A 24,243-nucleotide genomic window follows, 5' to 3' on the forward strand; every position below is an offset into this window, starting at 1 on the left:
CAGTGAGCCAAGGGTTTTGGGGGGTTATGCAAGTCGATCTGGACGTTGATGGCACGCAAGTGACCGGTTTGCCGCGCTTTCAGCAGGCGGCGGCTCAGGGTCGCCGATTGCGCCGGTTGGCCATCGGACTCGGCGGGTTGGCCGTGGCCGGAGGGGTGCTGGCGTTTTTTGTTGGCCTGTTCGCCTCGCAATCGCTGTGGCCGGCGCTGCTGGTCAATCAGAGCGCGGCGTTGCTGGTGCTGGTCGCCGGGCTGCAATCGGCGTGGTGGGTGGCCGATTGGCGGGCGCGGGTGATCAACCCGGTGGTGCCGGTGACTGTCGAGGCAGAAACGCCGGGGCCGGACGGCTGGTACGAGCGACTGCTGGATCGATTGAGCCGACGCAGCCTGCATGTGCTGGGACAGATCGGCGCGGCAACCTTGTGGCTGGGCGGTCTGGCGCTGTTGGCGTTGCTCGGCATCGAGCAGGTGTGGAACCTGGCATTGCCTTCGGCTGCGGTGGGTTTGTCCGCTTCCGTCAGCGCGGCGATTGCGCTGCTGCTGGCGTTCGGTCTGCTGGTGCTGGAGCGGCAACTGGCTCAGGAAAACCCGGCGCAATGGCCCGAGGCGGGAGCGCTGGCGCAGCTGGTTCGAGTGGTCATCATCAGTCTGGTACTGGGTGCATTGTGCTTGCTGTTTGCCAGCGAGAATTCGGTCTGGCCTGTGCGGCTGGCGGTGTTGATCGGCATCCTGCCGGGGCTGGTCGCGCTGGAGTTGTTGCTGCGTGCCGTGCTGTCGCTGTTCAGTCCGCGCCGCGAACAACTTGAACCGGTGCTGCTGGCCCGCAGTTTCGTCGCCGATCTGCTGCGCTGGCCGCCGCAACCATTGCTCGCCTTGCAGCACGAATTGCACAACCGCTTCGGTATCGATCTGCGGCAGATCTGGGCTTTCAGCTACATGCGCCGCGCGTTCCTGCCGGTGCTGGTGCTGGTGGCCGCGGTGGGCTGGTTGCTTACCGGCATTCATGAAATCCCGCTGCAAAGCCGTGGCATCTACGAGCGCTTCGGCAAACCGGTGCAGGTGTTCGGCCCCGGTTTGCATGCCGGTCTGCCGTGGCCGCTGGGCCGGGTGTTGAACGTGGAGAACGGCGTAGTGCACGAACTGGCGACCAGCGTCGGCGAAAACCCGGCGCCGGTTCAGCCGGATCCGGCGGAAGGTCCGGCACCGATCACCGCTAATCGTCTTTGGGATGCCAGCCACGTCAACGATAAATCCCAGGTCATCGCCAGCAGCCGTGGCGAGCAACAGAGCTTCCAGATCGTCAACATGGATGTGCGTTTCGTCTACCGCATTGGTCTCAGCGATCAGGCGGCGTTGGCTGCGACTTACAACAGTGCGGATGTGCCGACGCTGATCCGCAGCACCGCGAGCCGGATTCTGGTCCACGATTTTGCGTCACGCACCCTCGACGGTTTGCTGGGGCAGGACAGGGTAGGGCTGGCTGACGAGATCGGCCGCGCGGTGCAAAACGATCTGCAGAAACTCGACAGCGGCGTAGAAATTCTCGCCACCGTGGTTGAAGCGATTCACCCGCCGGCCGGTGCTGCCAACGCTTATCACAGCGTGCAAGCAGCGCAGATTGGAGCTCAGGCATTGATCTCCCGGGAACGTGGCGCGGCGGCCGAAGCGAGCAATCAGGCTCAGTTGCAGGCCAGCCTCGCGCGCGATCAAGCCAGTGCCAATGCCCACGAAACCAGCTCGACCGCCCGCGCGGCGGATCTGAAATTCAGCGCCGAGCAGAAAGCCTACGCCAGCGCTGGCCAGGCCTTCGTTCTGGAGCAATACCTAAGCCAGCTCAGTCAGGGACTGGGCAAAGCCAAACTGTTGGTGCTCGACCATCGTCTGGGCGGCAGCAGCAACGCGCCGACCATCGACCTGCGTACGTTCACGCTGCCGGCTGACCCGACGCCGGCGCGCACCACCGCTCAACCAGGAGCCACCCATTGAGCCAGTCGCATACACACGATCACCCTGACCACAGCGGTCACGACCATGCTCATGGCGGCCATCACCATCACGGGCATCACCACCACCATCATGGTGCACCGGAAGAGGCGGGGCCTTTCCCGTGGCGACGCATGGGCTGGGCTGTGTTGCTGGTGGCGTTTGCCATCGCAGCGGCAAGTCTGGTGCAGGTGCGCTCCGGCGAAGCCACAGTCATCACCCGTTTCGGCAATCCGTCCCGGGTGTTGCTGGATCCGGGACTGAGCTGGCGTTGGCCGGCACCGTTCGAAGCAGCGATCCCGGTGGATCTGCGTCTGCGCACCACATCGAGTGGTTTGCAGGACGTCGGCACCCGCGACGGTTTGCGCATCATTGTGCAAGCGTATGTCGCGTGGCAGGTGCAGGGTGACGCGGACAATGTTCAGCGTTTCATGCGCGCAGTGCAGAATCAGCCAGATGAGGCGGCGCGGCAGATTCGTACCTTTGTCGGCTCGGCACTGGAGACCACCGCCAGCAGTTTCGACCTGGCCAATCTGGTCAACACCGATGCCAACCAGGTGCACATCGCCGATTTCGAAGCGCAGTTACGTCAACAGATCGATCAGCAGTTGCTCGCCACTTACGGTGTGCGCGTGGTGCAAGTGGGTATCGAGCGACTGACCTTGCCGTCGGTGACGCTCACCGCGACGGTTGACCGGATGCGCGCCGAGCGTGAAACCATCGCCACCGAACGCACGGCGATCGGCAAGCGTGAAGCCGCGCAGATTCGTTCCGGCGCTGAACGTGATGCGCGAATCGTCCAGGCTGACGCGACGGTGAAAGCGGCCGAAATCGAGGCGCAATCACGGGTCGAAGCGGCGCAGATCTATGGTCGTGCTTATGCCGGATCGCCGCAGCTGTACAACCTGCTGCGTTCGCTGGATACCCTCGGCACTATCGTCACGCCGGACACCAAATTGATCCTGCGCACCGACGCCGCGCCATTCCGTGTGTTGGTGGACGGTCCGCCGAATATGGACAGCAAGACCGGAACGCAGCCATGAGTGAAGTTCCACGTGGAACAAATTCGTTGAACAGTCCGTGGATTCAGGCGGGACGTCTGGCGTTTTTTGCCCTGTACGCGGTGACGGTGCTGGCGGCGTTGGCCTGGGCGTTTTCCAACGTGCGGCAGATCGACCCGCAGAATCGCGCGGTGGTCATGCATTTCGGTGCACTGAATCGCATCCAGAATGCCGGGTTGTTGTTGGCTTGGCCGCAGCCGTTCGAACAGGTTGTTTTGCTGCCGGCGGCGGATCGGGTCATCGAGCGTCGAGTGGAAAACCTATTGCGCAGTCCTGCTGCAATACAGGCCGATCGCGTTGCGACGTTCGCCACACCGCTGAGCGATGCATTGGCCGGTTCAGGCTATTTGCTCACCGGTGATGCCGGGGTGGTGCAGCTGGATGTGCGGGTGTTCTACAAGGTCACCGATCCCTATGACTTCGTGCTGCAAGGCGACCATGTGCTGCCGGCACTGGATCGACTGGTGACCCGCAGTGCGGTGGCCCTGACGGCGGCGCGGGATCTGGACACCATTCTGGTGGCGCGACCGGAACTGATCGGCGCCGACAATCAAGCCGCCGAACGACGTGAACGCCTGCGCGGCGATCTGGTTCAGGGCATCAATCGTCGCTTGGCCGAATTGAAGGCGAGCGGGCAGGGCATCGGTATCGAAGTGGCGCGGGTCGATGTGCAATCGAGTCTGCCCGAGCCGGCGGTCGGTGCATTCAATGCCGTACTGACTGCCAGCCAGCAGGCCGACAAAGCGGTGGCCAATGCCCGCACCGACGCTGAAAAAATCACCCAGACCGCCAACGAACTGGCCGACCGTACCTTGCAGGTCGCCCATGCCCAGGCCGGTGAGCGGTTGGCAAAAGCCTCCGCCGATACCGCGACCGTATTGAGTCTGGCCCAGGCCCGACAACAGGGCACCGACCCGCAAATGCTGTTGCGCCTTTACCGCGAGCGGATACCGAAGATTCTCGGCCAGGCCGGTTCGGTCACCACGGTCGATCCGAAAGACGATTCCCGCCTGATCATTCAGGGAGCCAGTAAATGACCGCCACTACCGCCGCACCGAGCCTGTTGTCCTCGGCCGAGCAACGCCGCGCTGCGCGCCAATTGACCCTGGCGATGCTCGCCCTTGGCTTGCTCGGGCTTGGTTTGATCTGGCGCTGGATGATGCCGGAGCAAACCGGTGTCAGTCAGTTGCTGCTCGGTGTTGCTTCTTTGCTGGTCGCAGTGCCGGTGATGCGTTCGGCGTGGTTCAGCCTGCGTTACCCAAGCCTGCACGGCATCACCGATCAGTTGATCGCACTGGCGATGCTCGGCGCCTGGGCCACCGGTGATCTGCTCACCGCCGCGCTGTTGCCGATTATCATGATCTTCGGCCATGTGCTGGAGGAGCGCAGCGTGATTGGCTCGCAGGAGGCGATTCACGCGTTGGGTCAACTTACTCGCAGCCATGCACGGAAAATCCAGGCGGACGGCACTGTAATCGAAGTCGATAACGGCACGCTCAAGGCCGGCGATACCGTTGAAGTGCGGGCCGGCGATCGGGTGCCAGCGGACGGTCGGGTGTTGTCCGGCCAGGCCAGCCTCGATACGGCGTCGATCACCGGTGAGTCGGTGCCGGTGGAGGCGGGCGTCGGAATGACCGTGTTTGGCGGGGCGATCAACCTCGATGGTTTGCTGCGTATCGAAGTGACCCGCACCGGCGATGAATCGACCTTGGGCAAGGTCATCGCGTTGATGCAGAACGCCGAGCGTTCTAAGCCACCGATCACCCGGTTGCTGGAACGTTACGCTGGCAGTTACATGGTGCTGGTGTTGCTGCTGGCGGCGGTGACCTGGTTTGTCACCAATGATGCGCAGGCAATGTTGGCGGTGCTGGTCGCAGCCTGTCCTTGCGCGCTGGTGTTGTCGGCACCGGCCACGGCGATTGCTGGTGTGGCGGTCGCGGCGCGGCACGGGATTCTGATCCGCAGTTCGGCCTTCCTTGAAGAGTTGGCTGACCTCACGTCCCTGGTGGTCGACAAGACCGGCACGCTCACCTACGGCACGTTGCGTTTGCAGTCGATCAACAGCGCGCAGGCGGATCACGATTCGGTGATGGCGCTGGCTGCCAGTCTTGGCGCTGCCAGCAGTCACCCGGTCAGTCGTGCACTGGCGGGTCTGGTTCATGCGGACAACGTGCTGGTACTGACCGACATTCACGAACGGCAAGGTTTGGGTGTGGTCGCCAAGACGGAGCAGGGTGAAGCGGCACTCGGTCGCCCGGAGTTGTTTGCGCAACTGGGCATCCCGACCACATCGGTTCCCGATCACGACGGCCCGATCGCCGGCCTGGCCTTGAACGGTGAGTTTCTCGCCTGGCTGTTGCTCGCCGACAGCGTCAAACCGGAAGCACGATTCGCCTTGAGCGAACTGCGCGAGTTGGGCCTCGGTCGGCAACTGTTGCTGACCGGCGACCGTCAGAGCGTGGCGCAAACCCTGGCGCGGGATGTCGGCCTGCATGAAGTCGAAGCTCAGGCCTTGCCCGAAGACAAACTCAATCGCGTGTTGAAGGAAATCGACAACGGTTTCCGGCCGATGGTGGTCGGCGACGGCATTAACGATTCGCTGGCACTCAAGGCGGGTGTGGTGGGGGTCGCGATGGGGGCGGGCGGTGCGGACATCGCACTGGCGTCCGCCGACATCGTGCTGATCGGCAGCGACCTGCGCAGGCTCGGCACCTGTGTGCGCCTGAGCCGCCAATGTCGGCGCACGCTGCAGGTGAACGTGATCATCGGTCTGGGCTGGACGCTGGCCATCGTCGTGTTCGCCGCGTTCGGCTGGCTGGGCGCCGCCGGGGCGATGATCGCAGCGTTGCTGCACAATCTCAGCACACTGCTGGTGTTGGGCAATGCCGGTCGCTTGTTGCGATTCCAGGAGCCCCTGTTGAAGCTGAACGAGCAGAATTGATCATTTTTCGAACTGTGCGCCGGTCTTGAAGTCTTCAGATAAGGCGCACTGAAGCACGGAGATCGGTGCCGTTGCAGCCACGTTGGCTGATAGGTGGCGACTATCGAATCGATAGCCTGCTAATTTTCAAGGATGGTCTACCCTCAGATCAGACGTCTGAAACCAGGGGGATATTCCATGCTCGCGCAACTTCCACCGGCCTTACAGAATCTGCAGCTTCCGCTTCGCCTGCGACTCTGGGACGGCCATGAATTCAATCTGGGCCCGACGCCCAGCGTCACCATCGTGGTCAAGGACCCGTCGATGGTGACCCAGTTTACCCATCCAAGTCTTGATGCGCTGGGGGCGGCGTTCGTCGAGGGCAAGCTCGAACTCGAGGGCTCGATCAGCGAGGTCATCCGGGTCTGCGATGAGTTGAGCAACGCGTTGCTCGACGAGGACGAAGACAGTCAGCCGGTGCGAACCGTGCACGACAAGGAAACCGACGCCAAAGCCATTTCCTACCACTACGACCTGTCCAACGCGTTCTATCAGCTGTGGCTGGACAGCGACATGGCGTATTCCTGCGCCTATTTCGAAACCGGCAGCGAAACCCTGGAGCAGGCCCAGCAGGCCAAGTTCCGGCACCTGTGTCGCAAGCTGCGCCTGCAACCGGGTGACTACTTGTTGGATGTGGGTTGCGGTTGGGGCGGTCTGGCGCGTTACGCCGCCCGTGAGTTCGGTGCCAAAGTCTTCGGTATCACCCTGAGCAAGGAGCAGTTGGCCTTGGCTCGGGAGCGCGTCAAAGCCGAAGGCCTGGAAGACCAGATCGAACTGCAACTGCTCGATTACCGCGATCTGCCGCAGGACGGGCGTTTCGACAAAGTGGTGAGCGTCGGCATGTTTGAGCACGTGGGTCACGCCAACCTGGCCGAGTACTGCAAAACCCTGTTCGGTGCGGTGAAAGAGGGCGGTCTGGTGATGAACCACGGCATCACCGCCAAGCACACCGATGGCCGTCCGGTGGGACGCGGTGCCGGGGACTTCATCGAAAAATACGTGTTCCCCAACGGCGAGCTGCCACACCTGGCAATGATCTCGGCCGAGATCAGCGAGGCCGGTCTGGAGGTCGTCGATGTCGAAAGCCTGCGTCTGCATTACGCGCGCACGCTGGACCACTGGAGCGAACGGCTGGAAGACAACCTCGAAGCGGCCGGCAAACTGGTGCCGGATCAGGCCCTGCGTATCTGGCGCCTGTACCTGGCCGGTTGCGCCTACGCGTTTGCCCGGGGCTGGATCAATCTGCACCAGATTCTCGCGGTGAAGGCCCACCCCGATGGCAGCCATGAACTGCCGTGGACCCGCGACGACATCTATAACCCTTGAGCTAGAGAATCGGTGAAATCAGCCGGGCGATCCGCATGCCGAGTTGTTGCAGGCGGTGGATCTCCCGGCCTTCTTCCTTGGCGATTTCGTAGGCCTGGGCAAAGTCCTCATTGAGCATCTGTTCCACGTGGCCGGCGAATTCGCTGTCGACCGTCAGCAACATCACTTCGAAATTCAACCGGAACGAACGGTTGTCCAGATTGGCGCTGCCGATGGCGCTGATTTCGCTGTCGACCAACACCACTTTCTGATGCAGGAAACCCGGTTCGTAGCGGAACACCCGCACCCCGGCGCGCACCGCTTCGAACGCGTAAAGGCTCGATGCTGCGTAAACGATGCGGTGATCGGGGCGCGACGGCAGCAGCAATCGCACATCGACACCGCGCAGCACCGCGAGGCGCAATGCGGCGAACACCGCTTCGTCGGGGATGAAGTAAGGGCTGGTGATCCACACACGTTCAGTCGCGGCATGGATGGCTTCGACGAAGAACAGCGAACAGGTTTCGTAGGCATCCGCCGGGCCGCTGGCCAGCAGTTGGCAGAGCACGCCGTCTTCCGGATAGACGTCCGGCAGGATCAGCGGCGGCAGCGTACGTGCGGCCCAGAACCAGTCTTCGGCAAATGACTCCTGCATACACGCGACCACCGGGCCGCGCACCTGAACGTGGGTGTCGCGCCAGGGTGCCAGGGGTGGTTTTTCGCCCATGTATTCGTCGCCGACGTTATGCCCGCCAACGAAGCCGATCATTCCGTCGACCACGACAATCTTGCGATGGTTGCGGAAATTCACCTGGAAGCGATTGAGCCAGCCGCTGCGGGTAGCGAACGCTTTAACTTCGACTCCGCCATCGCGCAGGGCCTGCACGTAACTGTGGGGCAGGGCGTGGCTGCCGATGCGGTCGTACAGCAGATGAATCGCAACGCCTTCTGCGGCTTTCTTCAGCAGCAACTCGCGCAGGCGCTGGCCGAGGTGATCGTCGTGAATGATGAAAAACTGAATCAGCACGGCTTCCCGAGCCTGGTCGATTGCGTGGAAAATCGCGTCGAAGGTGGCGGTGCCGTTGATCAGCAATTGCACTTCATTGTTGGCCAGGCACGGCATGCGGCCCAGCTTCGGCATCGCCCGTAGTGAGTCGTAGGCATTCGAGGCGCGAGCGGTCAGGGCTTCCTCTACCCACGGCCGCCAGTTGAGTTCGGAAACGGCCTGACGCATCTGTTCGTTGGCCTGACGCCGGGCCTTGATATAACCGTCGAAGGTGCTGCGACCGAACACCAGGTAGGGAATGAGGGTGAGATAGGGAATGAAGATCAGCGACAGCGCCCAGGCGATCGAGCCTTGCGCGGTACGGACGGTCAACACCGCATGGATGGCGGCAATCGTGCCCAGACTATGTATCAGAGCGATCAGATAACCGAAGATGTGCGGTCCAAAATAATCCATGGGGCAACCTTGCTCCTGAAGATTCAATGCTTAACAGACCATGTTCCTTTGCGGTTGTCGCTATTTTCTTTTTAGCCATGAAAGCAGGCCATGAACCGAAACAAGCGGCCGGCGTCTAACGGCCACTACTGATCAGGAGTTTTTCAATGAACGTTCGTCTGCTGGGTTTGGCGCTGGGTCTGGGGTTGGCCTTGCCGTTGGTTGCTCAGGCGCAAATGCTGCAGCCGGGGTTGTGGGAAATGACGTCGAGCAACGTAAAGGTCGATGATCAGGCCATGGACGTGCAATCGATCCTCGGCCAGATTCAGGGCCAGATATCCCCGCAACAGCGGGCGGCGCTGGAGAAGCAAGGGATCAACATCGGTGGCAAAGGCATCCGTGCCTGCCTGACGCCGCAGCAAGTGGCGACCAACGATATTCCGCTGGCAGACCCGCAGTCGGGCTGCAAACAGCAGATCACCGAGCGCAGCGGCAACCAATGGAAATTCCGTTTCAGTTGCCCGCGAGCCTCGGGCACCGGTGTGGCGACGTTCGTCAGCGATCGTGAGTTCACCACCATCGCCAACGGCACGTTCAATGCCATCGGCATCAACCGGAAGGGCAGTCTGGAAACCCGCGCCGTGTGGTTGGGCCAGGACTGCGGCACCGTCAAACCAAGAGCCTGAAAATCGAACCGCCCCCACAACAGTGTGTGGGCGGTTTTTTCTAGCGCATGAACCGCAACGGCAATCCCTGACACCCGTCATGCAGCCGATTGTCGTGCCACGCAACCTGTCCCGACACCAGCGTCGTACTCACCCGATGGCGAAAGCTTCGACGAGCAAACGGCGTCCATCCGCACTGTGACAGGATCGGTTGTCGTGATACCGCGACACCCTCGGGCTCTGGCTGAATCAATACCAGATCCGCCCAATAACCTTCCCTCAAATAACCGCGATCCGGAATGGCAAACAGGTCGGCCACCCGATGGCTGGTCTTCGCTACCAGCGTGGTGATCGGCAGCACGCCATCCGCTACCAGTTCCAACAACGCCGGCAACGCATGTTGCACCAGAGGCAGGCCGGATGGTGCCTGGGCATACGACAGCTGTTTCTCCGCCCAGGTATGCGGAGCGTGATCGCTGCCGATCACATCCAGTCGATTGCTCGACAAGGCCAGACGCAGCGCATCGCGATCAGCCTGGCTTTTGATCGCCGGGTTGCATTTGATCTGGTTGCCGAAGTCCGGATAGTCGCGATCATCGAACAGCAGGTGATGCAGGCAAACCTCCGCCGTGATGCGTTTATGCGCCAGAGGTTTGTCCTCGAACAGTTGCAGTTCCCGGGCGGTGGTCAGGTGCAGCACGTGCAGGCGAGTGCCATGGCGTTTGGCGAGATCCACCGCCAGCGAAGAGGAGCGATAACAGGCCTCGGCATTGCGGATCAATGCGTGGGCGTCGGGTGGAAGATGCTCGCCGAACTGCTCGCGCAACCTGACGGCGTTGGCCTCGATGCTCGGCGTGTGTTCGCAATGGGCCAGCAGGATCGTCGGCACCTCGGCGAACAATCGTTCCAGCGTTTTGGGGTCATCAACCAGCATGTTGCCGGTCGACGCCCCCATGAACACTTTGACCCCGGCCACTTCACTGGGATTGAGCGCCGCGACGGTGTCCAGGTTGTTGTGACTGACGCCGAAGTGAAATCCGTAGTTGGCCACCGAGTTGATCGCCGCTCGACGCTTTTTGTCGGCCAGCGCTTCGAGGGTGAGGGTGGCCGGGTTGGTGTTGGGCATGTCCATGAAACTGGTGATGCCACCAGCCACGGCTGCGCGGGATTCGGTGTAGATGCTGCCTTTGGTTGGCGAGCCCGGCTCACGGAAATGCACCTGGTCGTCGATCATTCCCGGCAACAGCCATTGGCCGTTGGCGTCGATTTCCAGCGTGGCGTTTTCGCCTTCAATGCTGCGGCCGATCTTGACGATGCGACCGTGGCTGACCAACAGATCGGCGTAGAACTCATGCCCGTCATCAACCAGGCGCGCATTGCGAATCAGCACACTGTTCATGGTTCAGAACTCGTTCTGCAGGGCTTTGTAGCCGCGCACCAGATCGACGTTGGTGCGCGCCACGTCTTCGGAAAACTCCGAAGCGCTGACGCTCACCGGCGGGAATTGCGAAAGGTCGGTGTTCGGGCCGATGCGGGTGGTGGAGGGCACGTAGAACGCATCCGGCAGATCCCGGCCATCGACCACCGAGTTGTGCCGCACCACGCAACCGTTGCCGACCACGCAGTTGAACAGCACGCTGTTGAAGCCGATGAACACCCGGTCGCCGACCTCGCACGGGCCATGCACGATCGAGCGGTGGGCGATGGAGCTGAACTCACCGATGGTCACCGCCGCGCCGGATTTGGAGTGAATCACCACGCCATCCTGGATGTTCGAGTTGGCGCCGATGGTGATCGGCTCCATCTCGCCCGAAGCGTCTACTTCATCGGCGCGAATGACGGCGTAGGGGCCGACGAACACGTTTTCGCCGATCACCACTTTGCCGCAGATGATCGCGGTTTTATCGACGTAGGCAGACTCGGCAATTTGCGGCAGATCGCCGGAAGGATTTTTGCGGATCATGGTTGGCTCAGGGCGTCGTAAAGGGTGTTGAGGTTGTATTCGAAGAGGCCGGTGAACTTGCTGGCCGGACCTGACGCGGCGAGGGCGTCGGAGTACAGCGTGCCGCCGATGTGTGCGCCGCTTTCATCGGCAATCTGTTTGAGCAGGCGCGCGTCTTTGATGTTTTCCATGAACACCGCTTTGACCTTGGCCTGGCGGATCTGGGTGATCAGTGCAGCGACTTCGGCGGCGGAAGGTTCGCGCTCGGTGGACAGACCTTGCGGCGCCATGAAGTCGATCCCGTAGGCTTGCCCGAGATAACCGAAGGCGTCGTGGCTGGTGACGATCTTGCGGTTGCCCGGCGGCAGGGAGCCGAGCTTGGCCTTGGCTTCAGCGAGAAGGGCGTAGATCTGTTTCAGGTAGGCCTTGCTGTTGCGTTCGTAGTCGGCTTTGTTCGCTGGGTCGGCGGCGATCAGTGCCTTGGTGATGTTGGCGACATACAGCTCGGTGTTGGCCAGGTTGTGCCAGGCGTGAGGGTCGGGAACGGTTTCGCCATCTTCATCCAGAGAGCGGGGAATCACGCCGTGGCTGGCGCTGATGACGGTGGCTTTGGTGTCGGTGCTGGTCACCAGTCGGTCCAGCCAGGGTTCAAAACCCAGCCCGTTCTTGACGATCAGTTTGGCTTTCAGAAGTGCCTTGGCATCGTCCGGCGTCGGTTCGTAGGTGTGGGCGTCGGCGTCCGGGCCGACCATGTTGGTGATCTGGATATGCTCGCCGCCGACCTGATGCACCATGTCGGCAAGGATGCTGAAACTGGTGACCACCGGCAGTTTCTCCGCCGCCGACAATGACATCGACAGCATCAGGCTGAACAACACAAGTAGAGCGCGCATCGGGAAACACCTCATTGGGATGTGAGCAAGGGCGGGCGGCGCAGCAGGCCGTGTACCGGCCCGAGCACGACGGACAACAGGTAACCGATGCCCGCGACCAGCACGATGGCCGGACCGCTGGGCAGCGAGTAGTAGAACGACAGCAACAGACCGAGCCATACCGACAGGCAACCGATGACTGCGGCGATGGCGATCAGGATTGGCAGGCGCCGGCTCCAGAAGCGTGAAGCGGCGGCGGGCAGCATCATCAGTCCGACTACCATCAGCGCACCGATGGCCTGGAAACCGATGACCAGATTCAGTACCACCAGAGTCAGAAATACCCCATGGGCGATCGGGCCGAGTCGGCTGACGGTGCGCAGGAACAGCGGATCGAGGGTGTCGAGCAGGAGCGGGCGATAGATCAGCACCATGGCAATCAGACTCAGCAGCGAAACGCCCAACATGCCGTTGAGGGTCGGTCCGTCGACCGCCAGTGCCGAGCCGAACAGCAAGTGCAATAGATCGAGCCGTTTGCCGGCGATGCCCAGAATCAACACGCCGCTGGCCAGGGAGATCGGGTAAATGGCCGCGAGGCTGGCGTCTTCGCGCAGGCCGGTACGGCGAGTGATCCATGCGGCGAGTCCGGCCATGCTCAGACCGGCGCCGAGGCCGCCGAGGGTCAGCGCGGGAAGACTCAGGCCGGCAAACCAGAAGCCGAGCGCGGCACCGGGAAGGATGCCGTGGGCGACGGCGTCGCCGATCAGGCTCATGCGTCGCAGGATCAGGAACACGCCCAATGGCGCAGTGCTGCACGCCAGCAGCAAACCGCCGAGCAGTGCCCGGCGCATGAACACGAACTCAAGGAACGGTTGCCAGAAATGCGCGGCGGCGTGCATCAGGCCACCTGCACGTTGGGTGTTTGCTGGATCAGTTCGACACTGGGGCCGAACACGCAGCCGCTGTGTTTGATCAGCAGCGTTTGTGGAATGTGTTGGCGGACAGCGGCGAGGTCGTGGCCCACCATGACCAGTGTCCGGCCTTGCTCATGCCAGGTATGCAGGTGTTGCCAGAGCAATGCCTGACCCAATTCATCGAGAGCGGCATGGGGTTCGTCGAGCAGCAGCAAAGGCGTGTCGGCGAGACTCAGTCGAGCGAGCAGGGCGCGTTGCAGTTCACCGCCGGAGAGGGCCATCAACGGGCGCTGTTCAAGGCCACTCAAGTGCCAATCTTCAAGTGCCTGGGTGAGGCGTTGTGCGCGCAATTGCGTTGACAGTCGACGCCCCCAGAAACCGGCGGCTACCAATTCCTGAAGACTGATCGGGAATTGTCGGTCCAGGTGCTGTTGCTGAGGGAGGAATGACAAGCCGCTTTGGCGAGGGACGCCTAATGCAACGGCGCCGGCCAAAGGTCTCTGCAGTCCGGCGATGACTTTCAGCAGGCTGCTTTTACCGCTGCCGTTGACACCGATGATGGCGGTCAGGCTGCCGCGTTCCAATTGAAGGCTCAGGGGTGGAGTGAGGGGTTGGCCGGGTGATCCCCAACTCAAGGACTGGAAACGAATCATGCGGTCTCCCGGCGCCAGTGACTTTCTGCGACCGCGTCGTGGGCGTGGAGGCTTTCGGCGTGGATCACGCGGAGGTGGAACTCGCGGATACCGGGTGAGCGACGTAGCGCCAGATTCAGGCGGCGCGCGGCGTCTTCGCAGAACATCAGGTTCTGGCCATTGGCGAGGGCGAAGGCTTGTTCGTCGGCGCGTTTCACTGCGGTTTGCACGGCGGTGCCGAGGGCCGCTTCGGCATCGTTGATGGTCGAGGTCAGTGGCAAACCATCGACGAATTCATCCAGGTGCAGATGCAGTTGCGCGGTGCTGCGTTGGCTGTGGGGCGTTGCGACGATCCCCTGAGTCGAGCCCAGCCAGGCCAGAACCTCGGCATGTTGCAACGGCTTGTTGGCGAAATCGTCGACGAATTGCTGCTGGATCAATTGCCTCGCCAGAGCGGCAGAGCAGGGGCAAGTCGAGGAATAGGCCACCTCGATTTTCAGTTCCACGTGGAACACTGTGTTTTTCAGAGTGGCTGCAATAGTCACCGGATAGGTTTTCCATCCTGCCAATGGGCTGACCAATGCGGGCCTTCTGAGCAGCAAATCCGTATGGATATTCAAATAGGCGCTGTTGGCCAGACCTTCATGGCTGTCGAGAAAACGCTGCAAAACCTGGTGCAGAAGTGCGGGAGTGAGGTTCTGTTGTTCCAGCGTTTCCAGCGCCAGATACAACCGTGACATGTGAATGCCACGGGCTTCGCCGTCATCGAGGCTGACACCCGCATCGGCTTTTGCTGCCAGGCGTTGGCCCTCGATAAAGACAGGTAGAGCGATGCCACGCATTCCCACCCAATCAAGCGGCAAAGCTTGGCGGGCGGCTTGCGCGGCGATATCCGGCAGCGTCAGCGCATTCATGTTCAGTACCATCGTGTTGATTGAATTTGATGTTACATTATAACAATTCAAATCACGATGCCTTTTTCATGAACGGGCTTTCATATGCACAGACGCCATTTGCTTAACCTGATGTTGGCCAGCGCTGCTTTGGCTTTTCCTTTCAGTGTCAGCGCCACACAAATTCGCAATGCACGCCTCTGGCGTTCGGATGACAAGCTTCGGTTGGTCTTCGATTTGAGCGGGCCAGTGAGCTACAAGACGTTCACACTGAGTGCACCGGATCGTCTGATCATCGATTTGAGTGGTGCCAGTTTGAGTGGCGATTTCAGCCAATTGGCGCTCAGCGAAACGGTTATTCGCAGCATCCGCTCAGGGCATTTTGGAAAGGGTGATACCCGAATCGTTCTGGATTTGAGTGGTCCGGTTCAGCTCAATACCTTCCTGCTGGAACCTCAGGATGGGCAGGGGCATCGCCTGGTTCTGGATCTTTTGAGCAATTCAAAAGTGGCAGCGCCGAGCGTTCCACGTGAAACACCCGGGAAAACCAATCATCCAAAACGAGACATTATTGTCGTGGTCGACCCTGGCCATGGCGGTAAAGACCCTGGTGCAGTCGGTGCAAAAGGTGAGCGTGAGAAAGACGTTGTGCTCTCGATTTCACAGCTGCTCGCGCGTCGCTTGAAGCGGGAAAAAGGCTTCGATGTGAAGCTTGTACGCAACGACGACTTCTTTGTGCCGCTACGCAAGCGCGTTGATATTGCCCGTCAGCACAAGGCCGACATGTTCATTTCGGTGCACGCGGATGCCGCACCGCGCCTGACCGCTTCCGGCGCATCTGTGTATTGCTTGTCTGAAGGTGGCGCGACGTCGGCCACTGCGCGCTTCATGGCACAGCGGGAAAACGGCGCGGATCTGCTCGGTGCAACCAGCCTGCTGAATCTGAAGGACAAGGACCCGATGCTCGCCGGGGTCATCCTCGATATGTCGATGAACGCCACGATCGCCGCCAGTTTGCAGTTAGGCAGCACGGTGCTGGGGAGTCTGGCGGGCATCACCACGCTGCATCAAAAGCGTGTGGAACAAGCAGGATTTGCGGTGCTGAAGTCACCCGATGTGCCGTCGATTCTGGTGGAAACCGGGTTCATTTCCAACGCGCGGGACAGTCAGCGGCTGGTCACGGCACGCCATCAGCAAGCGGTGGCTGATGGATTGTTTGAAGGGTTGCAGCGATATTTCCAGAAAAACCCACCGGCTGACAGCTACATCGCCTGGCAGCAGGAGCGGCAACAAGCGCGTGTCTAGCAGCCCGTGAGTCGGCTGCAGGTGAACTTCCCGGTGCTTCCGCCGGAGCTGGAGAAGCGGTTGATCGTCGTCCAGCCCACCCGGCGGTTGTAGCCGACCCAGGCTTCGCCGTCGGAAGCGATCCCGGTGAAGAACGTCAGTTGCCCGTAAATGCTGTTGGTTTGCGCCCAGTAACGTTGGCCAATCTTCTCGAAACCCCGTAGGTAAATCGTCTTGCCGGCGGTGTTGACGCTATAGGCGTTGCCATTGGCATCGACACACGCCAGCAGGTTAGCGCTGCGCGTGCAGGTAGCGAGCCCCGGGACTTGTGCCCATACGTCGAAGGCCAGCAAGGCGAGACCGAGGAGTGAGCATTTCAGCGCAGTTTTCATGAGGCGGCTCAAGGGCGAAGTGTTTCCAGCTTCCAGCCCTTTGTCATTTCCGGCAAGAAGAAAGTGGATCTTTAATATTGTTATACTATAACATAAATTCAATCGGGCTTTCCGTGGCTCCTGTATTCAAGCGTCTGCTTCTCTGACGGTCTCGTCGAAGCCCAAGAACGCCTGCCGCCGAGAGCGTTTCCTGCGTTTAGCTACCGTTTGATGAGGTTTACCCCATGTCTTCCCCGCTTCCCGTGACCGTTTTATCCGGCTTTCTCGGCGCCGGAAAAAGTACACTTTTGAATTACGTACTACGTAACAGAGACAATCTGCGTGTGGCGGTGATCGTCAATGATATGAGCGAAATCAACATTGATGGCAGCGAAGTTCAGCGTGATGTCGACCTGAACCGCGCAGAAGAAAAACTCGTGGAAATGAGCAACGGCTGTATCTGCTGTACGTTACGCGAAGACCTTCTGGAGGAGGTCGCCAAACTGGCCCGGGAAGGTCGATTCGATTATCTGCTGATCGAATCCACCGGCATTTCCGAGCCACTGCCGATTGCCGAGACCTTCACCTTCCGCGACGAGCAGGGCCAAAGCCTCACGGACATCGCTCGCCTCGATACCATGGTCACTGTAGTCGACGGCCTGAATTTCCTGCCTGATTTCCAGGCCGCCGAAAGCCTGGCTTCCCGTGGCGAAATTCTTGGAGAAGAAGATGAGCGTTCGATCACCGATCTGTTGATCGAACAGATCGAGTTCGCCGACGTTCTGTTGATCAGCAAGATCGATCTGATCAGCAGCAGCGAACGGGAAGAGCTGATGGCGATCCTCAAGCGGCTCAACGCTAACGCCGAAATCATCCCGATGGTGATGGGCGAAGTGCCGCTTGAGAAGATCCTCAACACCCACCGCTTCGACTTCGACAGGGCCGCAACCGCCCCGGGCTGGCTACAGGAATTGCGTGGCGAACATGTGCCGGAAACCGAGGAGTACGGCATCGCGTCCACGGCTTACCGCGCGCGTCGACCCTTTCATCCTCAGCGTTTTTTCGACTTCATCGATCGGCCTTGGCTGAACGGCAAGCTGCTGCGCTCCAAAGGTTTCTTCTGGCTCGCGAGCAAACCCACGGATGCCGGCAGCTGGTCCCAGGCGGGCGGTTTGATGCGCCACGGTTTCGCCGGGCGCTGGTGGCGTTTCGTGCCGAAGAATCAGTGGCCACAGGATCAGGAAAGCACCGCTGCGATCATGGAGAACTGGACCGCCAGCGTAGGAGACTGTCGTCAGGAGCTGGTGTTTATCGGCCAGAACATCGATTTCGCACAACTCAAGTCAGCCCTGGATGACTGCCTGCTCACCGATGCCGAGATGGCGCTCGGTGTTGAAGGATGGCGATTACTGGCCGATCCGTTCGGCCCTTGGCATGACGAGGCCGCGTGATGCTTGCCCTCAAACCGTTGCAAAACAGAACGCGTCAGCAAGTCCTCGGCCCGACCCCACAAGCGCTGGCGAGCATCCTGGAAGATGAAATCAACCTTGCCGTCTGGCAGCGGCAGCTTCCGCTGCATGTCGCCGATTTCGCGAGATTGTTGCTTTCATTGGATGAGCCCTACGCCGAAGCGCTGAGCCTCGAATTACACGACGAAGACACCGAACCGGACCTGACGGGACTGGCCAGTGGATTCCGTGATCTGGAAGGCTATGAAGGTTTTATCGCCGACCTGAAATGGCTGGTCGGCGCCTTCGCCTGCCTGCTCGGGGCACGGCGGATCGGCCTGCGCTTGCGTGTGCTGGACAAGGCGATGTGCCCGCGTTTTCACGTTGATCATGTGCCTGTCCGGCTGATTACCACCTACGCCGGTATTGGCAGCGAGTGGCTGAAGGAAGGGGAAATGGATCGCCGGCAACTGGGAAAACCACTCGCCGAACCGCAGGAAAAATCGCGGATTCAGCAACTGGTCAGCGGCGAAGTGGCGCTGCTCAAAGGAGAAAAGTGGCACGGCAACGAAGGTTTCGGCCTGATCCATCGTTCTCCGCAACCGGCTTCGGGTGAACGGCGTCTGATGCTGACCCTCGACTGGCTGGGCTGATGCCTCAAGGCTTGAGCCAGTTGCCCTGGCTCTGGCTTTCGCAGTACGGCTTCAAATAGGCGGCATCGGTGGCTACGCCGTAATAGTGGATATCCTGGCGATAAGGCATATTGGCGACTTGCGCGTTGCTGCACACGCCAAAAGCCCCGGTAGGGCACTGATCGACGTACTGCACGTCGACTGTCTGCCCCGCCAGAGTGGGTTTGCAGAAGCCGTCATTGAACAGTTTCTCCGGGATGTTGCGGTTCTGCTGGCAGACCTTCACGTCGAGGCGTTCCGCCTGGCTGTGCACCACACAGGCCTGGGCCAGTGCTTCGCCCGACACCAACGCCAACAGCAACGACCATCCCATCCACCGCATTCCCGACCTCCAGAAAACCTTGATCATGTTGCAGAACATTCCCACCCACGTCATCGCAGGTCCCTTGGGTGCCGGCAAGACCAGCCTGATCCGCCAGCTCATGGCGCAGCGACCGGCCGGTGAGCGCTGGGCGGTGCTGATCAACGAGTTCGGCCAGATCGGCCTCGACGCTGCGCTGTTGACCCGGGACGCCGATGGTATCGCACTGGGCGAAGTGGCCGGGGGCTGTTTGTGTTGCGTGAACGGTGCGCCGTTTCAGATCGGGCTGGGACGTTTATTGCGCAAGTCTCAGCCGGATCGCCTGTTCATCGAGCCTTCCGGATTGGGGCATCCGGTGCAGTTGCTGCAACAACTGAGCGAGGCGCCATGGCAAGGCGTTCTCGCCGTTCAGCCCTGCGTTCTGGTGCTGGACGCCCAGGCACTGGTGGCGGGCAAGACACTGCCTCCGGCTCAACAGGAGGCGATCCCGAATGCCGGCCTGCTGGTGTTGAACAAGGCAGAAAACCTCGATGAATCCGAGCGTGAGCTGATCGCCCGCCAGTTGCCGTCCGTCAGGCTGATCTGGACGCAGCAGGCGACGTTACCCCTGAGCGAATTGCCAGGAGTGGCGGCTCAAGCGCAAGCCGGTGTGGATAAGTTGATCGTGCCCAAGGGGCTGGCGCAGATGCCGGCCGTCTGGAGCGATCCGGTTTTGCCGATTTGCCTGAGTCAGGCGCAGGAGGGCGGTTGGAGCATCGGCTGGCGCTGGCACCCAAGCCAGACGTTTGACGTGATTCGCATCACTCAGTGGCTGGAATCCCTGAACTGGCGCCGGGCGAAGCTGGTTATCCACAGCCAGGATGACTGGCGGTCAGCCAATGCGCTGGATAACACCCAACTGGACTGGCAGCCCAGCGAGTGGCGCAAGGATTCACGGATCGAGCTGATTTTCGACCAGCCGCAGGCGATCGACGAGTTGCAGGCAGGATTGGCCGGCTGTCGGATTCAAGCGGCCTGACTCAAGGCTTCCACTTGGTGTGTTCCTGGCGCCACTGGCTCAGCTCGATCACTTGCGCGGTCGGCTTGGCCACTTCCACCACCGGTGGGGTGTCGTCGAACGGTGCCGGGTAGGGCGCCAGTTCGATCTGAGCGCTGTGGGGGCCGAACTGGGTGATGGTGCCGTTGTGACGGGTTTCGCCGGTTACGGTGAATTCGAAGTTGTAGACCCGGGCCAGACGTCGACGGCCACTGGCATCCTTGATGAAACCGATCTTCTTCAGCGCCACGTTGCCGTCGAGCAATTCGACGCCGACATTCACGCAATGCTGCTTGACCCGTTCCAGCGCCCGCTCACGCAGGCCGTGGTTGTGCCACAGCCACGCGCCGGCAACGGCGAACAGCATCAGCACGAAAATGTTTTCCAGGGTCAGCATCAACAAGAAACTCCAAAAGTTGGCATCAGCTTAACTGCGTCGCCGGTCTGTCGTACAGGCTGCGTTTCGTCGCATACTGCGCGGCTTGAATTTCAATCGTTTTACGGAAAAACCCGAATGAAACGTACGCCTCATCTGCTCGCCATCCAGTCCCATGTGGTGTTCGGCCACGCCGGCAACAGCGCTGCGGTTTTTCCGATGCAGCGGGTCGGGGTCAATGTCTGGCCGCTCAACACCGTGCAGTTTTCCAACCACACCCAATACGGCCAGTGGGCCGGGGAAGTGCTGGCACCGCAGCGGATCCCGGAACTGGTTGAAGGTATCGCCGCCATCGGTGAATTGGGCAATTGCGACGCGGTGCTGTCCGGTTATCTCGGCAGTGCGGCGCAGGGCCGGGCGATTCTCAGTGGCATCGAGCGGATCAAAGCGGTCAATCCGAAAGCCCTGTACCTGTGCGACCCGGTGATGGGCCATCCGGAGAAAGGTTGCAGCGTGCCGGCCGAAGTCAGCGACTTCCTGCTCGACGAAGCCGCAGCGGTAGCGGACTTCATGTGCCCGAACCAGCTCGAGCTGGACAGCTTCTCCGGGCGCAAGCCGCAGTCGCTGTTCGATTGCCTGGCGATGGCGCGCGCGCTGCTGGCGCGCGGGCCGAAGGCGGTGTTGGTCAAACATCTGGATTACCCGGGGAAACCGGCGGATGGCTTCGAGATGCTGCTGGTGACGGCTGAGGGCAGTTGGCACCTGCGTCGTCCGCTTCTGGCGTTCCCACGTCAGCCGGTCGGTGTGGGCGATCTGACGTCCGGCCTGTTCCTGGCGCGGGTGCTGCTCGGCGACAGTCTGGTGGCGGCGTTTGAATTCACCGCAGCGGCGGTGCATGAAGTGCTGCTGGAAACCCAGGCCTGCGCCAGCTATGAACTGCAACTGGTGCGGGCGCAGGACCGGATCGCTCATCCGCGGGTGAAGTTCGAGGCGACAGCGATCAGCCTCTGATCATTGCAGCGCTCGCAGGCATGGCCCGCGAGCGCTCTGTCACTCAGGCGTCGCCCTTGATTTCCTGATAGCGCTTTTCCAGCTCCTGGCGAATCTGCCGGCGCTGCTGGGCCTGCATGTAGCGACGTTTGTCTTCGCTGTTCTGCGGTTGCAGCGGCGGTACGGCGGCCGGTTTGCGCTGATCGTCCACCGCAACCATGGTGAAGAAGCAGCTGTTGGTGTGGCGCACCGAGCGCTCGCGAATGTTCTCGGTGACCACTTTGATGCCGACTTCCATCGAGGTGTTGCCGGTGTAGTTGACCGACGCCAGGAAGGTCACCAGTTCGCCGACATGGATCGGCTCGCGGAAAATCACCTGATCCACCGACAGGGTCACCACGTAGCGGCCGGCGTAGCGGCTCGCGCAGGCGTAGGCCACTTCGTCGAGGTATTTGAGCAGGGTGCCGCCGTGGACATTGCCAGAGAAGTTGGCCATGTCGGGGGTCATCAGTACCGTCATCGACAGCTGGGCGTTTCCGGGTTCCATAACGTTCTCACGGGTCAAGGCAGGGTTGCTGGAAGAAGCACCTCTGCGGGTGCCTGGTCGCTTTTCAAAACCACCGTTATCGGGACGCCGGGCAACTGGCCGCCGTCACGCCCGGATCGATCTGTTTCCATATATTGCACCGCCTTTCAGCCGGAAGTCGCGGTGTTACCCTGCAAAAGCCCACCCCAAGGGCGATTCCTACATCTAAAGCGGATTTTTACTCAGCTCGCCCAGACGTTTTCAGACGCCTGCCGCGAGCATCGTCATTCAAGGAGCCCACGCCATGCATGCCATCAGCTTTATTCAGGATCTGGCAGTGATCATGCTGGTCGCAGGCGTGGTGACCGTGCTGTTCCACCGTTTCAAACAGCCGGTAGTGCTCGGCTACATCGTCGCCGGCTTCATCATCGGCCCGCACACGCCGCCGTTCGGCCTGATCCACGACGAAGAAACCATCAAGACCCTCGCCGAGCTGGGGGTGATTTTCCTGATGTTCTGCCTGGGCCTTGAGTTCAGCCTGCGCAAGCTGTTCAAGGTCGGCGCCACGGCGTTTATCGCGGCGTTCCTGGAAATCATCCTGATGATCTGGATCGGCTACGAAATCGGCCGCTGGTTCGACTGGAACACCATGGACTCGCTGTTCCTGGGCGCTATCCTGGCGATTTCCTCGACCACCATCATCGTCAAGGCGCTCAACGACCTGAAGATGAAGAACGAGCGCTTCGCCCAGTTGATCTTCGGTGTGCTGATCGTCGAGGACATTCTCGGCATCGGCATCATTGCGCTGCTTTCAAGCATCGCGGTCAGCGGCACGGTCAGCTCCGGTGAAGTGTTTTCCACGGTCGGCAAACTCTCGCTGTTCATGATCGTCGCGCTGGTCATCGGTATTCTGCTGGTCCCGCGATTGCTGGCCTATGTGGCGAAGTTCGAAAGCAACGAGATGCTTCTGATCACTGTGCTCGGCCTGTGCTTCGGCTTCTGCCTGCTGGTGGTCAAGCTTGAATACAGCATGGTGCTCGGCGCATTCCTGATCGGCGCGATCATGGCCGAGTCGCGGCAATTGCTGAAGATCGAGCGCCTGATCGAACCGGTTCGCGACCTGTTCAGCGCGATCTTCTTTGTCGCCATCGGCCTGATGCTCGACCCGATGATCCTTCTGCAATACGCGTGGCCGATTGCGGTGATCACCGTCGCCGTAGTGCTGGGCAAGATGTTGTCCTGCGGCCTCGGTGCGTTTATCGCCGGCAATGACGGACGCACCTCACTGCGGGTCGGGATGGGCCTTTCGCAGATTGGCGAATTCTCCTTCATCATCGCCGCGCTGGGCATGACGCTGCAGGTGACCAGCAACTTTCTTTATCCGGTCGCCGTGGCGGTCTCGGTCATCACTACGTTGCTGACGCCGTACCTGATCCGCGCGGCCGATCCGCTGTCGATCAAGCTGTCTGCTGCCATGCCGCAGCGTCTCGGGCGGGTGTTCGGGATGTATGGCGAATGGCTGCGCAGCATTCAGCCGCAGGGCGAGGGCGCGATGCTGGCGTCGATGATCCGGCGGATTCTGTTGCAGGTCGGGGTCAATCTGGCGCTGGTGATTGCGATCTTCTTTGCCGGCGCGTTCTTTGCCGGGCGCCTCTCGACGTGGCTGCAGGACTGGATCAGCGATCCGAGCTGGCAGAAGGCGTTGATCTGGGGCGGGGCGTTGCTGCTGTCGCTGCCGTTCCTGATCGCGGCCTATCGCAAGCTCAAGGCGCTGTCGATGCTGCTGGCCGAGATGGGCGTGAAGCCGGAGATGGCGGGGCGTCACACACAGCGAGTGCGCCGGGTGATCGCCGAAGTGATCCCGATCCTCTCGCTGCTGGTGATTTTCCTGCTGCTGGCAGCCTTGTCGGCCAGTATCTTGCCGACCAACAAGTTGCTGGTGCTGGTCGCTGTCGTCGCGGCCGCCGTGGCGGCGCTACTCTGGCGCTGGTTCATCCGGGTGCACACGCGGATGCAGGTGGCCTTGCTGGAAACCCTCGACAACCACAAGGAATCGTCGGGGCATTGATCCGGCGGGGCGGCTGGGGGGATCAGCTTTCCAGCCAGACGTCCCGTGCCCAGTGCCAGACCGATTCCCAGGACTCTTCGGTGATCAGCTCTTCTTCGCCGGACCACAACACCACGGTGCCGTCTTCTTCGACGCAGTAGTAGTTGTCGCCGTCCTGGCAGATCGGGATCAGGTCGCGCGGCACGCCGGCGTCCCAGGCGTTGGCCGCCACATCCGGCAGGTAGGTGTGGGACTGCGGGTCGGTGACGGTCACCGGCTCCAGGCTGCCGTAAACCACGTCGCTGACGGTCAGCAGAAATTCCTTGAAGACAAACGGGATGTTGATGAAGAGCTCTTCTTCGACTTCCACCAGTTGGTCTTCGTCAGGCAACTCCAGGGGAACCGGTACGGGTTCGTTGGCTTCGCGCAGTTGTTCGATGATTTCTTCCACGTCCGGGATCCTCTTGCTTGAATGGCGCGGTTTA

24 protein-coding genes are annotated in these 24,243 nt (G+C 61.0%); 12 read left to right on the forward strand and 12 right to left on the reverse strand.

What is annotated here, in order from left to right; all coding sequences use genetic code 11:
* Window positions 1–26 precede the first annotated feature (26 nt).
* The 5 genes from hflK (AC1RR7_RS08490) to cfaB all read left to right on the forward strand — a co-directional run bounded on the left by hflK (AC1RR7_RS08490) (window position 27) and on the right by cfaB (window position 7,349).
* A complete protein-coding gene (gene hflK / locus AC1RR7_RS08490) occupies window positions 27–1,985 on the forward strand; it encodes a protease modulator HflK (protein WP_493065580.1) in 1,959 nt (652 codons plus the stop codon).
* Window positions 1,982–3,025, forward strand: a complete 1,044-nt coding sequence (gene hflC / locus AC1RR7_RS08495; protein WP_102622619.1) for a protease modulator HflC — start codon at window positions 1,982–1,984, stop codon at window positions 3,023–3,025. The genes hflK (AC1RR7_RS08490) and hflC overlap by 4 nt, the downstream gene beginning before the upstream one ends.
* Window positions 3,022–4,080, forward strand: a complete 1,059-nt coding sequence (hflK, locus tag AC1RR7_RS08500; RefSeq protein WP_493157097.1) for a protease modulator HflK — start codon at window positions 3,022–3,024, stop codon at window positions 4,078–4,080. Before hflC ends, hflK (AC1RR7_RS08500) begins: the two co-directional genes overlap by 4 nt.
* Entirely contained in the window at window positions 4,077–5,984 is a 1,908-nt protein-coding gene (locus AC1RR7_RS08505) for a heavy metal translocating P-type ATPase (protein WP_493157099.1), read from the forward strand. Before hflK (AC1RR7_RS08500) ends, AC1RR7_RS08505 begins: the two co-directional genes overlap by 4 nt.
* 177 nt (window positions 5,985–6,161) lie before the next feature.
* Window positions 6,162–7,349 (forward strand): C17 cyclopropane fatty acid synthase CfaB, encoded by a 1,188-nt coding sequence (gene cfaB / locus AC1RR7_RS08510; RefSeq protein WP_096817081.1) that lies wholly within the window; start codon window positions 6,162–6,164, stop codon window positions 7,347–7,349.
* Window position 7,350: 1 nt separating this feature from the next.
* Here the strand turns inward: cfaB and cls are convergent, their stop codons facing one another.
* Entirely contained in the window at window positions 7,351–8,790 is a 1,440-nt protein-coding gene (gene cls / locus AC1RR7_RS08515) for a cardiolipin synthase (protein WP_273540399.1), read from the reverse strand.
* A 146-nt stretch (window positions 8,791–8,936) separates the two neighbouring features.
* Here cls and AC1RR7_RS08520 point away from each other — a divergent pair, with 146 nt between their 5' ends.
* Window positions 8,937–9,455 (forward strand): DUF3617 domain-containing protein, encoded by a 519-nt coding sequence (locus AC1RR7_RS08520; RefSeq protein ID WP_493157101.1) that lies wholly within the window; start codon window positions 8,937–8,939, stop codon window positions 9,453–9,455.
* Between the two features lie 40 nt (window positions 9,456–9,495).
* On the opposite strand, the gene AC1RR7_RS08525 is transcribed toward AC1RR7_RS08520, so the two are convergent.
* From AC1RR7_RS08525 to folE2, 6 genes are read right to left on the reverse strand one after another with little or no spacing between them, the layout of a single operon-like run.
* Window positions 9,496–10,833, reverse strand: coding sequence for a dihydroorotase (locus AC1RR7_RS08525; protein ID WP_493157103.1), 1,338 nt, complete (start codon window positions 10,831–10,833; stop codon window positions 9,496–9,498).
* 3 nt (window positions 10,834–10,836) lie between these two features.
* Entirely contained in the window at window positions 10,837–11,397 is a 561-nt protein-coding gene (locus AC1RR7_RS08530; RefSeq protein WP_493157105.1) for a gamma carbonic anhydrase family protein, read from the reverse strand.
* Entirely contained in the window at window positions 11,394–12,269 is an 876-nt protein-coding gene (locus tag AC1RR7_RS08535) for a metal ABC transporter substrate-binding protein (RefSeq protein WP_493157107.1), read from the reverse strand. Before AC1RR7_RS08535 ends, AC1RR7_RS08530 begins: the two co-directional genes overlap by 4 nt.
* Window positions 12,270–12,280: 11 nt before the next feature.
* Window positions 12,281–13,147, reverse strand: coding sequence for a metal ABC transporter permease (locus AC1RR7_RS08540; RefSeq protein ID WP_096817091.1), 867 nt, complete (start codon window positions 13,145–13,147; stop codon window positions 12,281–12,283).
* Window positions 13,147–13,815, reverse strand: coding sequence for a metal ABC transporter ATP-binding protein (locus AC1RR7_RS08545; protein WP_102620636.1), 669 nt, complete (start codon window positions 13,813–13,815; stop codon window positions 13,147–13,149). The genes AC1RR7_RS08540 and AC1RR7_RS08545 overlap by 1 nt, the downstream gene beginning before the upstream one ends.
* Window positions 13,812–14,708 (reverse strand): GTP cyclohydrolase FolE2, encoded by an 897-nt coding sequence (gene folE2 / locus AC1RR7_RS08550; RefSeq protein WP_493157109.1) that lies wholly within the window; start codon window positions 14,706–14,708, stop codon window positions 13,812–13,814. The genes AC1RR7_RS08545 and folE2 overlap by 4 nt, the downstream gene beginning before the upstream one ends.
* Before the next feature lie 84 nt (window positions 14,709–14,792).
* Between folE2 and AC1RR7_RS08555 the strand changes: the two genes are divergently transcribed.
* A complete protein-coding gene (locus AC1RR7_RS08555; protein ID WP_493157111.1) occupies window positions 14,793–15,992 on the forward strand; it encodes an N-acetylmuramoyl-L-alanine amidase in 1,200 nt (399 codons plus the stop codon).
* Here the strand turns inward: AC1RR7_RS08555 and AC1RR7_RS08560 are convergent.
* Window positions 15,989–16,363, reverse strand: coding sequence for a glutamine synthetase (locus AC1RR7_RS08560; RefSeq protein WP_096817097.1), 375 nt, complete (start codon window positions 16,361–16,363; stop codon window positions 15,989–15,991). The genes AC1RR7_RS08555 and AC1RR7_RS08560 overlap by 4 nt on opposite strands.
* Before the next feature lie 224 nt (window positions 16,364–16,587).
* On the opposite strand from AC1RR7_RS08560, the gene zigA reads away from it, so the two are divergent.
* Both zigA and AC1RR7_RS08570 read left to right on the forward strand, forming a co-directional pair.
* Window positions 16,588–17,793 carry a zinc metallochaperone GTPase ZigA gene (gene zigA / locus AC1RR7_RS08565; protein WP_493157113.1) on the forward strand — a complete coding sequence of 402 codons (1,206 nt, stop codon included), beginning with the start codon at window positions 16,588–16,590 and terminating at the stop codon, window positions 17,791–17,793.
* Window positions 17,793–18,443, forward strand: a complete 651-nt coding sequence (locus tag AC1RR7_RS08570; RefSeq protein WP_273541204.1) for a DUF1826 domain-containing protein — start codon at window positions 17,793–17,795, stop codon at window positions 18,441–18,443. The genes zigA and AC1RR7_RS08570 overlap by 1 nt, the downstream gene beginning before the upstream one ends.
* A gap of 4 nt (window positions 18,444–18,447) precedes the next feature.
* Here AC1RR7_RS08570 and AC1RR7_RS08575 read toward each other — a convergent pair whose 3' ends face one another.
* Window positions 18,448–18,804 (reverse strand): NADH:ubiquinone oxidoreductase, encoded by a 357-nt coding sequence (locus tag AC1RR7_RS08575; RefSeq protein WP_096817102.1) that lies wholly within the window; start codon window positions 18,802–18,804, stop codon window positions 18,448–18,450.
* A 25-nt stretch (window positions 18,805–18,829) separates the two neighbouring features.
* On the opposite strand from AC1RR7_RS08575, the gene AC1RR7_RS08580 reads away from it, so the two are divergent.
* Complete coding sequence (locus AC1RR7_RS08580) at window positions 18,830–19,801, forward strand: CobW family GTP-binding protein (protein ID WP_493157115.1); 972 nt, start codon at window positions 18,830–18,832, stop codon at window positions 19,799–19,801.
* Window position 19,802: 1 nt separating this feature from the next.
* On the opposite strand, the gene AC1RR7_RS08585 is transcribed toward AC1RR7_RS08580, so the two are convergent.
* Entirely contained in the window at window positions 19,803–20,216 is a 414-nt protein-coding gene (locus AC1RR7_RS08585; RefSeq protein WP_096817106.1) for a DUF3301 domain-containing protein, read from the reverse strand.
* Window positions 20,217–20,333: 117 nt separating this feature from the next.
* Here AC1RR7_RS08585 and pdxY point away from each other — a divergent pair, with 117 nt between their 5' ends.
* A complete protein-coding gene (gene pdxY, locus AC1RR7_RS08590; RefSeq protein WP_085708787.1) occupies window positions 20,334–21,206 on the forward strand; it encodes a pyridoxal kinase PdxY in 873 nt (290 codons plus the stop codon).
* 43 nt (window positions 21,207–21,249) lie between these two features.
* On the opposite strand, the gene AC1RR7_RS08595 is transcribed toward pdxY, so the two are convergent.
* The gene (locus AC1RR7_RS08595) at window positions 21,250–21,732 is read right to left on the reverse strand and encodes an acyl-CoA thioesterase (RefSeq protein WP_003229693.1); all 483 of its coding nucleotides are present in this window, start codon (window positions 21,730–21,732) and stop codon (window positions 21,250–21,252) included.
* Window positions 21,733–22,015: 283 nt separating this feature from the next.
* Between AC1RR7_RS08595 and AC1RR7_RS08600 the strand changes: the two genes are divergently transcribed.
* On the forward strand, window positions 22,016–23,779 hold the full coding sequence (locus tag AC1RR7_RS08600; protein WP_085708788.1) for a cation:proton antiporter: 1,764 nt from the start codon (window positions 22,016–22,018) through the stop codon (window positions 23,777–23,779).
* Between the two features lie 22 nt (window positions 23,780–23,801).
* Here AC1RR7_RS08600 and AC1RR7_RS08605 read toward each other — a convergent pair whose 3' ends face one another.
* Window positions 23,802–24,209 carry an SMI1/KNR4 family protein gene (locus tag AC1RR7_RS08605; RefSeq protein WP_007995855.1) on the reverse strand — a complete coding sequence of 136 codons (408 nt, stop codon included), beginning with the start codon at window positions 24,207–24,209 and terminating at the stop codon, window positions 23,802–23,804.
* Between the last annotated feature and the right edge of the window lie 34 nt (window positions 24,210–24,243).

The organism is Pseudomonas sp. GW821-FHT11G12 (genome assembly GCF_058808055.1).

Bases quoted from the DNA above. Each gene is read 5' to 3' on its own strand.
- cls (WP_273540399.1), bottom strand. From the start codon at position 8,790: ATGGATTATTTTGGACCGCACATCTTCGGTTATCTGATCGCTCTGATA.
- AC1RR7_RS08525 (WP_493157103.1), bottom strand. From the start codon at position 10,833: ATGAACAGTGTGCTGATTCGCAATGCGCGCCTGGTTGATGACGGGCAT.
- AC1RR7_RS08530 (WP_493157105.1), bottom strand. From the start codon at position 11,397: ATGATCCGCAAAAATCCTTCCGGCGATCTGCCGCAAATTGCCGAGTCT.
- AC1RR7_RS08560 (WP_096817097.1), bottom strand. From the start codon at position 16,363: ATGAAAACTGCGCTGAAATGCTCACTCCTCGGTCTCGCCTTGCTGGCC.
- AC1RR7_RS08595 (WP_003229693.1), bottom strand. From the start codon at position 21,732: ATGGAACCCGGAAACGCCCAGCTGTCGATGACGGTACTGATGACCCCC.
- AC1RR7_RS08535 (WP_493157107.1), bottom strand. From the start codon at position 12,269: ATGCGCGCTCTACTTGTGTTGTTCAGCCTGATGCTGTCGATGTCATTG.
- AC1RR7_RS08505 (WP_493157099.1), top strand. From the start codon at position 4,077: ATGACCGCCACTACCGCCGCACCGAGCCTGTTGTCCTCGGCCGAGCAA.
- cfaB (WP_096817081.1), top strand. From the start codon at position 6,162: ATGCTCGCGCAACTTCCACCGGCCTTACAGAATCTGCAGCTTCCGCTT.
- AC1RR7_RS08600 (WP_085708788.1), top strand. From the start codon at position 22,016: ATGCATGCCATCAGCTTTATTCAGGATCTGGCAGTGATCATGCTGGTC.
- hflK (WP_493157097.1), top strand. From the start codon at position 3,022: ATGAGTGAAGTTCCACGTGGAACAAATTCGTTGAACAGTCCGTGGATT.
- AC1RR7_RS08580 (WP_493157115.1), top strand. From the start codon at position 18,830: ATGTTGCAGAACATTCCCACCCACGTCATCGCAGGTCCCTTGGGTGCC.
- pdxY (WP_085708787.1), top strand. From the start codon at position 20,334: ATGAAACGTACGCCTCATCTGCTCGCCATCCAGTCCCATGTGGTGTTC.
- AC1RR7_RS08555 (WP_493157111.1), top strand. From the start codon at position 14,793: ATGCACAGACGCCATTTGCTTAACCTGATGTTGGCCAGCGCTGCTTTG.
- AC1RR7_RS08545 (WP_102620636.1), bottom strand. From the start codon at position 13,815: ATGATTCGTTTCCAGTCCTTGAGTTGGGGATCACCCGGCCAACCCCTC.
- folE2 (WP_493157109.1), bottom strand. From the start codon at position 14,708: ATGAATGCGCTGACGCTGCCGGATATCGCCGCGCAAGCCGCCCGCCAA.
- AC1RR7_RS08585 (WP_096817106.1), bottom strand. From the start codon at position 20,216: ATGCTGACCCTGGAAAACATTTTCGTGCTGATGCTGTTCGCCGTTGCC.
- AC1RR7_RS08520 (WP_493157101.1), top strand. From the start codon at position 8,937: ATGAACGTTCGTCTGCTGGGTTTGGCGCTGGGTCTGGGGTTGGCCTTG.
- AC1RR7_RS08570 (WP_273541204.1), top strand. From the start codon at position 17,793: ATGCTTGCCCTCAAACCGTTGCAAAACAGAACGCGTCAGCAAGTCCTC.
- zigA (WP_493157113.1), top strand. From the start codon at position 16,588: ATGTCTTCCCCGCTTCCCGTGACCGTTTTATCCGGCTTTCTCGGCGCC.
- AC1RR7_RS08575 (WP_096817102.1), bottom strand. From the start codon at position 18,804: ATGCGGTGGATGGGATGGTCGTTGCTGTTGGCGTTGGTGTCGGGCGAA.
- hflK (WP_493065580.1), top strand. From the start codon at position 27: ATGCAAGTCGATCTGGACGTTGATGGCACGCAAGTGACCGGTTTGCCG.
- AC1RR7_RS08540 (WP_096817091.1), bottom strand. From the start codon at position 13,147: ATGCACGCCGCCGCGCATTTCTGGCAACCGTTCCTTGAGTTCGTGTTC.